We start from the raw sequence: 15,006 nt of genomic DNA, 5'->3' as shown, positions 1-15,006 counted from the left end.
AGAATTCCGGGATGAATTACCCCAAAATGGACGGGCGTACTTTTTCGAGGGCGACGATGGTTGCGGGCCGGCCGCGCCTGCGGGCGACGTGGGCGACGAGGACCTCTCCTGTGCGCAGCCACGGGTCCGTTTTCGGCACCTGTTTGATGATCGTCTGCTGCGCCCTCTCCTCGAAGGCTTGGACGATCGTTGGGAGGGTCGGCCGGTGAACACACACGACAGCGGGGGCCTCGTTACGGCGAAGCAAGAGATCAATGAGCTTGAAGACGACTTTCGGTTTTTTCTCGTGGGACGCTTCGGTCAACTCCTCGTGCATCTCAATATCTGTGCGGAGCGCTTTCGCATAGGGTCGGACTGTCGCGACGCACCTCTCCCACGGGCTCGAGATCACACGGGTCACCCCGTAGGCGGCGAGGAGCGGGATGAGTTCCCCCGCATGCTTTGCACCAATGGGTGTGAGCGGGCGAGTCGCCTCGCTACCCTTGCCGCCCTTCCACGCGGACCTCTTCATCGCCCTCGTATGCCGCGCGACGATAAGCGTCCACGTCCGTAGCCTGTCCTCCGCATACTGGTCGATGAGGCGGTTGAGAAGCTTACGGTCCGCTTCTTGAGTGAGTAGCTGGTAGGCAAGCCTCGTCGGCACCCACCGTTTGCCGTCGATTTCGCTCTCTTTGGCAGGCTTAACCCGGGGGCGCGACTTGTACACCTTCGTGTTGATCGACAGGGGACGAGCTGCCCAATAGTGCGTCGTCTTCTTCCTGCCGTCACCAAGCCGGTAGGAGACCTTTCCAAGAGGCTGACCGAGACTGATGGCAATGCCGGTTTCTTCCTCGACCTCGCGAACGGCGGCAACCTGGATGTCCTCGCCGTTGTTGAGCTTCCCCTTCGGAATCGACCAATCATCGTAGGCGGGCCGGTGGACGAGCAGGACCTCGACAGTCTTTCCACTTAACCGCCAGACGAGCGCCCCAGCCGCAAGGACGTCCGCCCGTCTACTCAATTTTTCACCCTGGCTCTCGCTCGGGCCATGAGGAGCTCCTGAATGTCGACGAGCTTGTTGCCGTCCTCATCCCTATCGACTCGGCGCCACCCGTCTGGCTCGAGATGCCAGGACGAGGTCGAATCTGCCGTGGCGATGTCGAGGAGCTCGATGAGCTGGTCGCGGTGCGCGCGCTCGCTGATGGAGATAAGAGCTTCGACGCGGCGGTCGAGGTTCCTGTGCATGAGGTCGGCAGAGCCAATGAGGACATCGGGATCGCCCGCGTTAGCAAAGGCGAACACTCTCGAATGCTCGAGGAATCGGCCAAGGATCGAGCGGACCGTGATGTTTTCCGACAGGCCGGGGACTCCCGCTCGCAAAGCGCAGATCCCGCGAACCTGAATGGCGACCGGGACGCCCGCCTGAGAAGCGCGGTAGAGGGCGTCGATTGTCTTCTCGTCGACGAGCGAGTTCACTTTAATCTTGATCCACGCATCCTTGCCCGCCTCGCGGTTCTCGATCTCGCGATCGATACGCTCGATAAGCCCGGTGCGGACAGTACGGGGAGCGACAAGAAGCCTGTGGAACTTTGAGCGCGGCGCGTAGCCGGACAGTTGGTTGAACAGGCGAGTCAGGTCCTGACCGACATCCCTGTTCGACGTCAGTATGCCAAGGTCCTCATAACCGCGCGCCGTCTTCGGATGGTAATTGCCGGTACCGACGTGGCAGTAGCGGCGTAAACCATCCTCCTCCTGCCGAACGACAAGGCACAGCTTGCAGTGAGTCTTGAGGCCGACGATGCCGTAAACAACGTGGACGCCGGCTCGTTCGAGCTTCCTCGCCCATTCGATGTTCGCTGCCTCGTCGAACCGGGCCTTGATCTCAACGATGGCAAGCACCTGCTTGCCAGCACGGGCGGCCTTAATGAGGGAGTCAACAATCGGGGAGTCGCCCGACGTGCGGTACAGCGTCTGCTTGACCGCGAGCACCCGAGGATCGGCGGCGGCTTGGGCGATGAACTGCTGGACCGATGTAGAGAAGGAGTCATATGGATGGTGGAGAAGAATGTCCCGATCCCGGATCGCGTCAAAGAAGTTCGTCGGCGTCGACGATTCAACCTCGGCTAGACCCCGCGGTGTGACCGGAACGAACTTCTTGTACTTCAACTCGGGGCGGTCGAGATCGTGAATGACATTAAGACCGGTGAGATCGAGCGGAGTCGGCAAATGGTAGATATCGCCGTCCCGCACACCAAGCTCGCGAGCGAGCAGGTTCAGCACATGGTCGGAAATGTTTTCCGCGACTTCGAGCCGGACGGCAGGGCCGAAACGGCGCCTCGTCAGCTCCTTCTCCATCGCAGTCAGCAAGTTCTCGGCGTCGTCCTCCTCAACCTCGACATCCTCGTTCCGGGTCACCCGGAAGGTGTCATATTCGACAACCTCCATTCCGGGGAAGAGGTAGTCAAGGTGGGCGCCAATGATCTCTTCAAGCGGCACGTACGACGTGCTCCCACCAGACGTTGGGACGTCCTCTGGGCTGTAGGGTCTGCCGTCCGCGTCGACCGCGATGAACCGCGGGAGCAACGGCGGGACTTTGACGCGTGCGAAATGTTGCTTGTCGGTCTGCGGGTTACGAACGACAACGGCAAGGTTGAGAGATAAGCCTGAGATGTAGGGGAAAGGGTGTGCCGGGTCGACGGCGAGCGGCGTGAGCACGGGGAAAATTTGGGCGCGGAAGAACTTCCGCAGCCTCTCGTGCATTGGATCATCAAGCTCATTCCAGTGGAGAATCTCGATGCCGTGGTCCGCCAGTTTCGGCTTCACATCCTCGGAGAACACTCTGGCATGGCGAGCGGTGAGCTCGTGAGCACGAACGGAAATACTCTCCAGTACGTGGCGCGGCGACAGTCCGGCAGCAGAGGGAACCGCGAGCCCGGTCGCGATACGACGCTTGAGCCCCGCCACCCGCACCATAAAGTACTCGTCCAAGTTGGAGGCGAAAATGGCGAGGAACCATGCTCGCTCGAGCAGGGGCAGTTCGTGGTCCTCCGCCTGTTCGAGCACTCGCTCGTTGAAGGCGAGCCACGACAGCTCCCGCTCCGCGAATCTGCCCTCGGGCAGATCCTCGCCCTCGCCTGTTTCCGTCTGCTCAGCGAGTGTGGCGAGCGGGACAGCTGATCCGACGCGCGCCGCCGCACGGATGCGGGCACGACGAGCGAGCTCGTCCTCTTCGTCGTCGATGAGGGCAGCCGCGGTTGTGACGTCACCGTCGTCAATGCTATCGGGCGCCATGGTGTCGGGTTCGCTTTCCATAGCGATATCCTCCCACGTCTAAGCAGGCTGGAACATACGTCTTATTGTGCTTAGCCGAGCTCGTATTGGACGTCGGTGCGAGCGACCGTGAAACCCGCCCGCTCGTACGTGGCACGTGCTGGCGTGTTGTCCCCTTCAACGTAAAGTGCGACATGCTCTGCTCCGCCGTCAGCCAGATCCGCGAGGCAGTGCGCGGTGAGCCATCCGCCGAGACCCTTGCCTTGCCACGAGGGATCGACACCGAGAACATAAAGCTCGGCAGGGTCACGTTGGAGCCAATAGAAGCCGACGATCTCACCACCGGCCTCGGCGACAGTGATCTCCCCGCCTCTCGCCGGAATGTCCGCGACTGTCATCGCGCCCTGTTCGGGATGGTCGGCAAAAGCGCGTGCGTTAGCCGCGACCAGGGCCGCGGCATCTGCCTCCTTGAAAGACCGAAGACTGACATCGTCTCGGTCAGCAGGCCGAACCGCATCATCGAGCCTGCGAGACAGCTGTAGCAACTCCCGCACACCGACAAGACCGGTGCTCGCCGCGAGCGCGGCTGCCGCGGGCAGGTTCCCGTGCGACCACAACCTCATCGGGCTTACTGTCTGCGAGACATGTTCAACAAGCTGGCGGCCAAGGCCCTGACCACGGTGATCAGGGTGGACAGCGAGCTCACTTCCTTCCCTGCCCATGCAGGCAAGACCGACAAGACCATCATCGTAAATCGCGAGATAGCGGGCAGGTCGATCCTCCGCTACGTCCCGATAAGAGGCTTCCCCGTACGCTTCAACACCATCGTGCTTCTCGACACGTGCCGCGAACGCCCTGAAACCGTCGATGTCGGGACGAGCAGTCGATATCCGCATCAGTCGAGCCGTCCCCTGTCGAAGAGTCCTGCGCCGGCCGCAAGCTCCTTCGCGGTCTCGATCAGAGCATCGTTACGGCGGGTGACAAGAGTCGCTAAGTCGTGGGTGTCCGAGGAAATCCAGATTGCATCGAGGTTGCCGAGGAAGAAGGCGAAGGAAGCGGAATCGCGTAGTAGCCCTGCGAAACCCTCTGCGCCGTCGCCGGCGAAGACGGCCTCCCAGCGTTCCCGGATTTCGCGAGGGGTCGATAGGCCCTCCCGATCGTCGCTTTCGGCAACAGCCTCACTCGCTGCGTGGCGGCGGGCCACATCGTCAGGCTCGCGCCTAATCCACTCGCTGAGCAGGTAGCCACGCCAGAGCATGCCGCCCAGAGTGTCCGCAGGTGCTCTGACCCACGCTTCGGCAATAAGGTCGATCCCCTCCTCGTCAATGAGTGCCATAATCCTCTCCCGAACATCGTCATCAATATTCTGGCGAGTATCGGTGGGGACGAGGGCCTGTGCGGCGGCATGGGAGATAAGGGAGCTTTCGGCAGGATCCGGCTCACCCGTCAGGTACTCGACCTGTTCAGGGTCGATCTGCGCTGGCCTACGCGGACGCTTGTTCATGATGTCCTCCCTCAATAGAGACTTCCTCTTGATCTATTGTCTCTCATCACAGCCTCGGACTTCAGCACGTTGATAAGGCAGATCAGGTGCTAGAATCTTTGCTTGGCTCCTCGTTGAGCCAAGGGCCTCTAGCTCAATGGTAGAGCTCCGGACTTTTAATCCGTAGGTTGTGGGTTCGAATCCCACGGGGCCTACCCTTTCCCCGGTTCACCGCAACGGCGAACCGGGGAAGCTGTTTTGTGGCCTCGCTACTATTTCCTCTCGTGTCCAGCACTCCATGACCGACGTCGTTTCTTGCAAGACAATCGGCAACAGATGTCCTCATGAGACACGACGTGCGATGAGCCCTCGTACGGCAAAATACAGGTTATGGATAACGCAGAGAAGAATGCCAAATTGACCCGAACTATCCGGGTCCTCTACGGCAAAGATCCGGTCGAGGCCCAGCGCCAGCTCGACTGGTGCAATGACAACCTCGACTCCGATGACGATATTCCCGTCATTGCCCAAACTCTTCGAGAGATCCTGCGCGAACAGAGCGCTTAAATCCGGCAGCGGCGCCCCTCGGTTTTGAGCTGGCCACTGCCGAACCCGTGGCGTCGCCAGTCACTGCGAGGCCCACAGAGCCCATGAGATATGGAGGTGGGCCGGTCGCCCGGCCCACCTCCATATTATCGTTCGAAGGCAAGCGCCTTCCGAATGGTCACTACCTGCGCGTGCCGGCGCTTCCGCGGTTGGTGATGCCGATGTAGAGAGAGATGAGAATAATGGCGAGGACGATCGACACGACCCACTTGAGAATAGTGGAGTCGGAGCCTATCGGTCCTTCGACGAGCCACCAGCCGAGGGCGGTGCCGCCGGCGCCGAGGATAATCGTCCACAGCATGCCGATGTTCTGATCACCCTTCATGAAGAAACGGGCGAGCGCGCCGATGATGGCGCCGACGATGATTGTCGCAAAGATACCCATGACGGTTACCTCCTGTTGCGGGAGCCGTGTTTCGACTCCGTTCGTGTCTACAGTAGATGTAAAGCCGCAGGTCCGCGCGTTATGAAGGTTTTGGCCGCCTAAATTTCGCTATCCCCGGAATTGCGCGGGTGGTGATCAGCTCGCCGTGAAATGGTGCGAGCGGTGGGGCGATAGCTTGCTACAAACACCGCAATCGAGATGGAAAGCAGGCCGAGCAGTTCTCCCGTTGTCGGGAGTTGCCGCAGCATGACGAATGCGACGACGGTGCTCATGGCGGGCAGGATTGAATTGAGGATTGCGAATGTCGTCGCGGGGATGTTGCGCAGGACGAACTGGTCGATAACGTAGGGAACGGCCGAGGAAAGAACCGCCACGAAAACCAACGTGAGCCAGAAGCCGCCATCGGGCCGAATGCTGATGAGCTCAGGTAGCGCAAGAGGGCTGTAGATGATCGCCGCCCCTGCCATAGCGACAGCAAGTCCATCGATGCCTTTATCGGCTGTCGCAACCTTCTTTCCGAGCAGCATGTAGGCAATCCAACACAGTCCGGCGGCGAGCGCGAAGAAAAACCCGAGGGCGACCTCCCGTTCCGCCAGGTCGAGCCCCATCCACGAAATGAGAAAGACCCCGACAGCAACGAGGACAACTGAGATCGTCGACCGCTTCGTTCGCGCCGTGCTCGCCAAGATGACGGGACCCAAGAATTCGAGAGCGACCGCTGTACCGATCGGAATTCGGGCGATAGCCAGATAGAAGAGAATGTTCATGCCTCCGAGCGCAATCCCGAATGCGAGGGCATTCCTCTTGTCCGGGTATCGCCAGGGCCTGCGCCAGGCGAGGAGAAAGAGCGCTGCGAAGAAGATTCGCCCCCAACCGACGGCGATTCCGGATGCGGCGACAAAGAGTCCGACCGCAATGGAGGCACCAACGTATTGGGAAAGCCCCGACAGGAGCATGGCAGACACATTCTTCACCCAGCCAGTATGGCCATGGCACCGCAGTGAAAGCCACAGGAGCCCAAGCCGCACCGCCGATGGCGCCCCTGATCACGGCAACTATCGAGCCGAGGTCCCGAATTTCGCATGAGAATCGATGACCGCGAGCGGACGCGCTGGCGCTCTCAGTCTAAGTTGATGACGGCGAAAACTCCCCGGTGGTCGGAGAAGGCAAAGTGGTGGATAGATGACTCGCATGCCTCGAGGTAGGAAACGATGTAGTCGAGTTGAAACCGTGGTTTGTCGGCCGGATACGTCTTCCCATGGACAAGACTCGGCCAGATTGATCTGTTCGAGCGGAGATTGAAGTCTCCGCCAAGCACCCATGGCCCTGGGAGTGATTGGAGGAAGGATTCAGTCTGCCGAAGCTGGTCCTCCCCCACTCCTACATGCCACGACAGATGAGTGGAAGCGACTGTAACCTCCTGTCCAAAGACGTCGAGCGTACCCGCGAGCACCTGCCTCGGCTGATCCATATCGACATGCAGGTTCCGCATTCTCGCCAGGGGCCGGTTCGTCTTGAGGTGATGGTAGTGCCAGCGTGCGGGGAAGCGGGAGACAATGCCGACGCCGGTTCCATCCTCGCCCGGGCGCTTCGCTCTCGGATTGAGGAGCGGCAAGATCGTTGCCCACGTACTGCGCCCCGGAAGAAACTGATAGTGCTTGAGCCCGCACGCTCTCGCGACCTGCGACGTATGGTCGACAGCGGTGGCCACGCGGTCCGCCTCCTGGAGGAGGACGACGTCGGGCCGAAGTCGCGCAATCTGAGACAGGCCCCGGGCGAACTGATCCCGAGGCCTGCCCTGCTGAAGGTTCAGGGAAAGAACTCGAAGGCTAGCCTTCGACCGCATCTCCACCGTCGGCCGGGATAAAGGTGAGCGAGACCGAGTTCATGCAGAAGCGGTTGCCTGTCGGGGTCTGCGGAGCATCGGGGAAGATGTGACCGAGGTGTGAATCGCACGCGGCACACCGGACCTCGGTTCGATTCATTCCGTGGGAGCGGTCCTCGATGAAGGTGACCGCATCTTTCTTAGCCTCGTAGAAGCTCGGCCAACCGCAGTGCGCATCAAACTTCGTGCCGGCCTCGAAAAGCTCTGTTCCGCATGCCTTACATGCGTAGGTGCCCTCCCGCTCCTCGTTGAGGAGCTGGCCGGTGCCGGGACGCTCTGTACCCGCCTGGCGAAGAACCTGGTAGGAGATGGGATCGAGCCGCTCCCGCCACTCGGCGTCGGACAGTGTCAGGAAATTGGTGTCGCTCATCTCGTCTCCTCGGATTCGGTGTCTGTCGACTCATCATCGTCCACTAAGTTCCTCTGCGCAGCCCTGCGTTCGCGTTCGGCGATAGCCTCTTCGCCCGGTCCTGAAAATCCCTTCTTCCTTTCCTCCGCTTGAGCAGATCCCGTGAACAGCGATGCCTCGTGACCTGGCTTGACGTCGGTTGCCGTATTCGGCGTCGACGACAGCTCCTCTTCCGAGAGCTCGACTGGACCACGTGTCGAGAGCGATCGGCGAAAGGGCAGATAATCGGTCGGGAGGATGACCGTCTCCTCGAGGTCGATGTCGGTTTGCGGGCGACGCGGCTTTTCGACCTCGGGCTCCGCGTCGACGAACTCTTTCGGATCCGGGTATTCGGCGACAGCTGCCTCGAGATCTTCGATCGACGCATAGAGATTGCGGGCGTAAGGCAGGGCCCTCGGCACTTTCTGCTGGATCCACTTGACCATGTGTTCACGCGTATAGTTGCGCAGATCAGTCAACGTGGCTGAGTCGACGGCAGAAACGAGAATAGCGACGCGAACGCGGCCGTTCTCAGCGGAGTCCACCTGGAGAACTGCGGTTCTGCCGTCCCACAGGTCGCTCTCGTTCAAGCACCTGTGCATCTCCGACCTCATCGCATCGAGCGGGACTCGCCAGTCGAGGTCGAAGTAGATCTTGCCTAGCATCTCGGTGTCGCGGCGGGTCCAGTTCTCGAACGTCTCTGTCGTCAGCTTGCTTGATGGGACGATAATGCGCCGTCCGTCCCAGACCCGGACGACAACGTACGTCAGGGTAATTTCCTCAACGACGCTGTACTCGCTGTTGATGATGACAACATCATCGACTCGGAGCGAGTCGGAGAACGCCACTTGAAGACCCGCGAACACGTTGCCGAGTGTTGATTGTGCCGCGAGACCTGCGATAACAGAGATGAGGCCTGCCGATGCGAAGATTGATGCGCCCGCGGCACGCGCGGACGGGAAGGTGATGAGCACGCCACCAATGCCGAAAGTCCACACAAGAGCGACCAGGACGCGGCGGACAATCTGAAACTGGGTCTGGATCCGCTTCGCCCGTTTGGTCGCCGATTTCTCAACGTGCCGGATGACTGCCGCTTCGAAGCCGACGACGAGACTCGCAACGAACCATGTTCCAGCGAGGATGATGAGGATGAGCCCGAGATGGAAGATCGGGTGCCGCCAGCTAGGTTCCGGCTCGTCAGCCGCTCGCGCGCTACTGAGTGAGAAGCCGATCCATGCGCCTGTCAGCATAAGTGTGAGCTGCAGCGGCCGCTTTGGCGGCTCCAGTGCCGGAGAGACGATGGGGCGCCTTCGAGCAAACAGCTGCGCAACAATGATGATCACGACAGTGATGACCAGACCGATGGCTGCACCGATGAGGGCCGAGCCAATGATACTGACGATGTCGACAGTCACTGTCACGGCCTGTTCGACGCCCTCCTCCAGAGTCAAATCATCCGAGGGGTCCTCGGTCGGGTCGACAGTAGACGCAAGATACGCCATCAGTGATGCCTTCATGCCGTCAACACTATTGCACTGCCTGCGTTCAACTCGAGATGGTGTTCATTCCCCGCCGAACGTTCACATCGAAGCCTCAGCGCAAGTCGTCAGCCACCGCCCACCGGACGGTGGAACGGGAATTGAACTCGTCACCCCGAACGAGCACGGCTCTGTCCGGGAGATCCGCACAACCTAAGTCCACGTCCATTGAATGGAGCGACTCATCAGAAGAGAAACATGGATAAACCGTGCGCGCCCATCACGTCGCCGAGGCAGTTGGGATTCTTCCGACTAGGCGATCTTGTGCCCGTGTTGCACGACGTCGGAGGCTTACGAAAGGGCGTTGAGACAACCGCCAAAACACGGCCGATCGCTGGTGAGTAAGGACACAAGCCGCGCTTTGCATTGCAAGCGGATTTCTAGTTATGCTGGTCTAGCTTCGAGCGAGACGGAAACGTCGAGAGCGTAGCGACTAGAATACTGGCCCCGATCGTCTAGCGGCCCAGGACCCCGCCCTTTCACGGCGGTAACACGGGTTCGAATCCCGTTCGGGGTACGGCTCAGGTCGACAGTATTTCCAGGCCCTGTAGCGCAGTTGGTTAGCGCGCCGCCCTGTCACGGCGGAGGTCGCGGGTTCAAGTCCCGTCAGGGTCGCAGATTGCCCGGCAATGCCGGGCAATCTTACATAAGCCTCTGTAGCTCAGTTGGTAGAGCGTTCGACTGAAAATCGAAAGGTCATCGGATCGACGCCGATCGGAGGCACAGGAATCCCCGGCTCACCGGGGATTTCTTGTATCTCGGACCACCTCGACGCATTAGGCTTCCCCCATGTCGATAACGCTCACGATGCCTGAACCCGCCGAAGTGGCCTATATCCATTCGCTGGCCCGCAAACGCACTGCGGGTAACTTCACGGGTACCCGCCTCGTCATCAAGTCCGATGGCGCACCAGTTGGGGTCGGCCTCATCTCTTCGAAAGATGAACACGCTGATGTGCTCGTTGTCAGCTCGGACCGGAACGTTCCCGGTCTCGTTGACACCGCGCTCGCACTCCTCGCTGAACGGGCTCTGTCTCGATCAAAGACGACAGCGGTCACCGTTCATCGCACTCCTGATCGACCGGAAGACGTGGATCCCGGCAGTCGCCCACTCTCCCAGAAAGAATGGGCGCTGACCCAACCGGTCACCGTCGAGAACTTCGAGGAAGCAGACGCCCTCGGCGTCGCCGCACTCTGTCATGGTGAAGGATGGCAAACGTACGCGGACGCCGCTGTTGCGGCCCAGGGTTGCGCTGCGCCCGGGGTGACTACGGTTGTCGCGAGGAATTCTCTCACTCGCACGGTTGCAGGCTTCGCCCAGGTGCTCTCCGACGGGATCGCGCAGGGCTATCTGGCTCAGCTCATCGTTCACCCTGCCTACCGCAGGATCGGTCTCGCTCGCACGCTCGTCGAGATCGGCTACGACAGGAGCGGTGCTCAGCGGCTCGACCTGCTCACCGACGACGCTCAGGACTTCTACGAGACATTCACGGGCCAAGCGAAGCCCGGTTACCGGATCTATCCGCGCCAATAGCGGCAGACAGGGTGTTCCCCCGGGGCCATACCCCGGGGGAGCACCCTGTCTGGACTAAGCCAATGTCATGAGGTTCAGACGATCCTGTTCACGGCTGGGGTGTCGACGCCGTCGCCATCCCAGTCACCGATCAGAACCTTATCGCCAGCCCTGCCGTAGGCGATCTCTTGGTCCGCGTGACCGCCTTCGAGCTGGTTGTTGACGAAGAAGACGTTCCCGCGGCGAACCGCGAGCGTGTCGTAACCGTCACCGTCGAAGTCACCTGCGTAGACGTCATCACCGACGCGACCGTAGACGAACGACTTCTCCGCGTATCCACCCTTGAGCTGGTTGTTGACGAAGAAGGTGGCGCCGCGGCGAACCATGATCGTGTCGACACTGTCGTTGTCCCAATCGCCGACGAGGACCTGGTCACCAGCGCGTCCGTAGTCGAACTGGATAGCCGCGTGGCCGCCCTTGAGCTCGTCGTTGAGGTAGAACGTGTTGCCACGACGGACGCCGAAGGTGTCGTAGCCGTCGCCGTTCCAATCGCCGACGAGGACCTGGTCGCCAGCGCGGCCGTAGTCGAACGACTTCTCAGCGTTGCCGCCGATTAACTCGTTGTTGACGAAGAAGGTGTTACCACGACGGACAGCGAGAGTGTCCTTGCCGTCCTTGTTCCAGTCACCTGAGTAAACCTCGTCCCCGCGGCGTCCGAAGGAGAAGACGATGTCTGCTTCCTTCGAGTTCCAGTCGTTGACGATGAAGAAGACATTGCCGCGAGGAGTCGGAGTCGGCTCGGGCTCCGGGGCAACGTAGACGAAGGTCCACTCGGTGTCCGCGCCCTCTGCCAGGACATAGCCCTCAGCAGCACGCGCAGTCACCGTCGTGTCCTCGGTGATCGTGACGGTCCCCGCCTCGACGACGTTGCCGTCGATGAGGTACTCAACACCCTCCACCTCGGGGATGATGATGACGTTGTCGGAGAAGGTTGGAGCCACAGGCGTGACGACAACCGGCGGCGCAACATACTCAAACGTCCACTCCGTGACGGCATCCTCTGCCAGGACATAGCCCTCAGCAGCACGCGCAGTCACAACAGTGTCCTCGGTGATCGTGACGGTACCCGTGACGACAGCATCATCAATCAGGTACTCAACACCCTCCACCACAGGAATCGTGATGACGTTGTCTTCCATCGTCGGAGCCACAGGCGTGACGACAACCGGCGGCGCAACGTAGTCAAACGTCCACTCCGTCACCGCATCGTCAGCAAAGACATAACCCTCGATGGCACGTGCAGTCACCGTCGTGTCCTCAGTGATCGTGACAGTACCCGCCTCAACAACAACGCCGTCGATGAGGTACTCAACACCCTCAACCTCAGGAATCGTGATGACGTTATCCTCGAAAGTCGGAGCCACCGGGCTGACAACGATGGTGTTATCGACGCCGGGTATGTCGAGCCCGACAATGATCGGGTCGTGATCCGAGGAGCGGAACGGGTTGTTCGGCTCGAAGAGGTTGAGAACGTTGTAGTTGTACCTCGAGTACTCGAGGGCGATTGCCTCTACGGAGTTGATGTTCCATACCGCTGCGTCCGTCACCCATTCTGAACCATCTGCGCTGGCGAAGACGTGGTCGAGAGAACCGACGCGCTTGCCGTAGGTGTAGGTGAAGAAATGGGTGTCATGCAGGATGCTCTGTGCATGCAGGAGGTCGGTGTAACCGTCGTCCTTGAGCACGAGCAGGGGATCCTCGGCAGTGTACGAGTTGAAGTCACCAAGCAGGAAGACGGGCATGTCGCCGTACTCAGCATCAGCGAAGGCGACGAGAGCCTGCGCCTGGGCGATACGGTCGGGGTTGGCATCGCCCTGGCCCGTTCCGTCGTCCTCTCCGGAGCCCTTCGACTTGAAGTGGTTATTGATCGTGGCGAATTCCTCAGCGACCGGCTGGCCCGAGCTGTCGAGCGCACGCCATGCCTGGCCCAGCGGCTCGCGCGCGTTGCCATATGCGGGACTGCCGATAAGAATCTTCGAACCCTCGGTCGGGGCGACCTCATCCACCTGGTAGATGAACGCGAGGCGGATGACGTCTTCGTCAGTCGGCAACGCGTCAGGCGAGGCCGCATAGCGCCACTTGTCGAAGCCAGCATCAGCATTCAGTGCCGCGACAAGGTCCGCAAGAGCTGCATCGCGGTCTTTGCCGAACGCGGCCGACATCTCGATCTCCTGGATGCCGACGATAGAGGCGTCGATCTCCTGGATAGCAGCCACGATCTTGCCCTCCTGGCGAGCCAGATTCTCGGCGTTGTACGCGCCGCGCGCAGCGCAACCGCCCCTCACCGAGATCGGATTGCCCTGACGATCGGTGTACGCCGTGCATCCCGTGAGGTCAGTGCCAAGGGTGGTGAAGTAGTTGAGAACGTTGAACGTGGCGATCGTGACGTCGCCACCGACCACGGGGGCATCCGCCTGACGGGTATTCTCGAAGACGACGAAGTCGACGTTCTCACCCGTCACCGGCTCAGTGGGCTGAAGGTTCCACTGGAAGCGGTAGTCGAGGATGACGGGCTCGTTGATCTGAGCATCGGCACCGACCCGAACGGGGTCTGTGATGCTGAGATACGGAAGCGGCGTCTCGTGGTTGTTCGTGCGGAAGTTCGTGAAATCACGGGTTGAACCATCGTCTAGCGTGATGAGCTTCTGCAGGTTCTCGGCCACAAGGGCAGCATGCTCAGTTGGCTGCAACCTCGGGTTGTAGATGTCAGTCTCGGTCGGTAGCGGAGCATCGTCCATCGCAAGTGCGACTGAACCATAACGGTTGGTGTCGTAGGTGTCGGTGACGGTGAACTGCACGTCAGTGACGTCGAGCAACATACCTTCGAGACGCTCACGCTGGTCGTCAGTCGTGAGATCAGCCGGCGTGACGACCGCCGGAGTTGGCGCCTCAAACACATCGTTGAGGACGGAATAGGTTGGGTTGCCGGAGATTTGCGTGAGCCCAAAATATTCTCCGGCCGTTCCGGTCACGGAGATGTACTGGCCTTCTTCGACGGTGATCGGCGTTGAGGCGGTGTAAACGAAGATGCCATGCGACGCGTTGCCGATCTCTCCGCCGGTGCCGGGCGTCTGGATATAAAAACCATTGAAGCCGCCGGTCGGATAGACTGCCGTCACGACGCCCCGGGTTGTAACCTTCTGACCATCGAGGGGCGTTGAGCTCCCCGGACCCTGAATCTCGGCGATGGTTACACTCTGCGGATCTGGATCCGGTGTGGGATCAGTGCCGCCGCCGGTTCCACCGGAATTCTGCGGCGTCGGGGTCGGGGTGGATGTGAAGTCAACCGAGTTGTTGTCGGTATCGATTCCATCAGTGCGGTTGAGCGATTCGACGGACCCAGTACCGGTAGCATTGAACGCCGCTGGCGCCGTCTCAAACTTGTTAGAAGTCCCGTATCCGATGAAGTCGACAAAACGCGGATCCCCCGCAAGGTCGCCCGCCGCAACGCCAGTGAGTTGAGTCGTGCCATTGACAAGCGCTACCGCACCGTTGTCACCGCCGAGATTAAGGCTTGACGTCATATCCGGCGTCGGCAATACCGCGCCGCCACCGCCGCTGTTCGCTCCGCCCTGAACTAAGAAATGGCCGTCGGCGGCAATTTCGCCAGTCAAGGCAAGAGTGTAGTTGCCACTGGTGCCCGTGGCTGAGAAGTACTGGAGCGACATTCCGCTCAGATCAATCGGCGCGTCCGTTGGGTTGTAGAGCTCAATGAACTTGTGGGAGTACGCCTGTCCGGCAGACCCTCCACGCGTATACACCTCATTGATAACAACGTTGTTACCATCTGGAGCTGCTTGAGCCGGTATAGCCCATATCGGCGAAATGATAAGCGCGCCCGCCCCAATCATCGCCAATCTCTTATGTAGAGAGGTTTTCATATGATTACATCCTCGTTGA

Annotated in this window: 12 protein-coding genes and 4 tRNA genes; 6 read left to right on the top strand and 10 right to left on the bottom strand. The window is 60.4% G+C overall.

All coding sequences use genetic code 11. The features are described 5' to 3' along the window. Positions 1-16 precede the first annotated feature (16 nt). From H7E91_RS01190 to H7E91_RS01175, 4 genes are read right to left on the bottom strand one after another with little or no spacing between them, the layout of a single operon-like run. Entirely contained in the window at positions 17-1,000 is a 984-nt protein-coding gene (locus H7E91_RS01190) for an NUDIX hydrolase (protein ID WP_182353228.1), read from the bottom strand. Continuing rightward, positions 997-3,291 (bottom strand): RNA degradosome polyphosphate kinase, encoded by a 2,295-nt coding sequence (locus H7E91_RS01185; RefSeq protein ID WP_182353227.1) that lies wholly within the window; start codon positions 3,289-3,291, stop codon positions 997-999. Before H7E91_RS01185 ends, H7E91_RS01190 begins: the two co-directional genes overlap by 4 nt. A gap of 50 nt (positions 3,292-3,341) precedes the next feature. After that, the gene (gene mshD / locus H7E91_RS01180; protein WP_182353226.1) at positions 3,342-4,145 is read right to left on the bottom strand and encodes a mycothiol synthase; all 804 of its coding nucleotides are present in this window, start codon (positions 4,143-4,145) and stop codon (positions 3,342-3,344) included. Beyond that, the gene (locus H7E91_RS01175; protein ID WP_182353225.1) at positions 4,145-4,753 is read right to left on the bottom strand and encodes a hypothetical protein; all 609 of its coding nucleotides are present in this window, start codon (positions 4,751-4,753) and stop codon (positions 4,145-4,147) included. The genes mshD and H7E91_RS01175 overlap by 1 nt, the downstream gene beginning before the upstream one ends. A 122-nt stretch (positions 4,754-4,875) precedes the next feature. Here H7E91_RS01175 and H7E91_RS01170 point away from each other — a divergent pair. Together H7E91_RS01170 and H7E91_RS01165 are read left to right on the top strand one after the other, a co-directional pair. Beyond that, a tRNA-Lys gene (locus H7E91_RS01170) sits at positions 4,876-4,947 on the top strand. A 175-nt stretch (positions 4,948-5,122) separates the two neighbouring features. Continuing rightward, a complete protein-coding gene (locus H7E91_RS01165) occupies positions 5,123-5,299 on the top strand; it encodes a hypothetical protein (protein WP_182353224.1) in 177 nt (58 codons plus the stop codon). Positions 5,300-5,459: 160 nt separating this feature from the next. On the opposite strand, the gene H7E91_RS01160 is transcribed toward H7E91_RS01165, so the two are convergent. The 5 genes from H7E91_RS01160 to H7E91_RS01140 all read right to left on the bottom strand — a co-directional run bounded on the left by H7E91_RS01160 (position 5,460) and on the right by H7E91_RS01140 (position 9,513). Next, entirely contained in the window at positions 5,460-5,723 is a 264-nt protein-coding gene (locus tag H7E91_RS01160; protein WP_182353223.1) for a GlsB/YeaQ/YmgE family stress response membrane protein, read from the bottom strand. A gap of 98 nt (positions 5,724-5,821) precedes the next feature. Then, positions 5,822-6,697 (bottom strand): EamA family transporter, encoded by an 876-nt coding sequence (locus H7E91_RS12055; protein WP_182353222.1) that lies wholly within the window; start codon positions 6,695-6,697, stop codon positions 5,822-5,824. A 146-nt stretch (positions 6,698-6,843) separates the two neighbouring features. Continuing rightward, positions 6,844-7,569 (bottom strand): endonuclease/exonuclease/phosphatase family protein, encoded by a 726-nt coding sequence (locus H7E91_RS01150; RefSeq protein ID WP_182353221.1) that lies wholly within the window; start codon positions 7,567-7,569, stop codon positions 6,844-6,846. Continuing rightward, complete coding sequence (gene msrB, locus H7E91_RS01145) at positions 7,553-7,978, bottom strand: peptide-methionine (R)-S-oxide reductase MsrB (protein WP_182353220.1); 426 nt, start codon at positions 7,976-7,978, stop codon at positions 7,553-7,555. Before msrB ends, H7E91_RS01150 begins: the two co-directional genes overlap by 17 nt. Continuing rightward, positions 7,975-9,513 carry a mechanosensitive ion channel family protein gene (locus tag H7E91_RS01140; RefSeq protein ID WP_182353219.1) on the bottom strand — a complete coding sequence of 513 codons (1,539 nt, stop codon included), beginning with the start codon at positions 9,511-9,513 and terminating at the stop codon, positions 7,975-7,977. The genes msrB and H7E91_RS01140 overlap by 4 nt, the downstream gene beginning before the upstream one ends. A 465-nt stretch (positions 9,514-9,978) precedes the next feature. Between H7E91_RS01140 and H7E91_RS01135 the strand changes: the two genes are divergently transcribed. The 4 genes from H7E91_RS01135 to H7E91_RS01120 all read left to right on the top strand — a co-directional run bounded on the left by H7E91_RS01135 (position 9,979) and on the right by H7E91_RS01120 (position 11,067). Further along, positions 9,979-10,051 (top strand) — tRNA-Glu (locus H7E91_RS01135). Between the two features lie 24 nt (positions 10,052-10,075). Continuing rightward, positions 10,076-10,149: transfer RNA gene (locus H7E91_RS01130), tRNA-Asp, on the top strand. A 35-nt stretch (positions 10,150-10,184) separates the two neighbouring features. Beyond that, positions 10,185-10,257 (top strand) — tRNA-Phe (locus H7E91_RS01125). 66 nt (positions 10,258-10,323) lie between these two features. After that, positions 10,324-11,067: a GNAT family N-acetyltransferase gene (locus H7E91_RS01120; RefSeq protein WP_182353218.1), complete on the top strand. Its 744-nt coding sequence runs from the start codon at positions 10,324-10,326 to the stop codon at positions 11,065-11,067. Between the two features lie 74 nt (positions 11,068-11,141). On the opposite strand, the gene H7E91_RS01115 is transcribed toward H7E91_RS01120, so the two are convergent. Next, positions 11,142-14,987 carry an ExeM/NucH family extracellular endonuclease gene (locus H7E91_RS01115; RefSeq protein ID WP_182353217.1) on the bottom strand — a complete coding sequence of 1,282 codons (3,846 nt, stop codon included), beginning with the start codon at positions 14,985-14,987 and terminating at the stop codon, positions 11,142-11,144. Positions 14,988-15,006 lie beyond the last annotated feature (19 nt).

The organism is Flaviflexus huanghaiensis (assembly GCF_014118685.1).
Classification (GTDB): domain Bacteria; phylum Actinomycetota; class Actinomycetes; order Actinomycetales; family Actinomycetaceae; genus Flaviflexus; species Flaviflexus huanghaiensis.
Note: the sequence above shows the minus strand (reverse complement) of the source record. Positions and strands in the feature narration are given on the sequence as shown.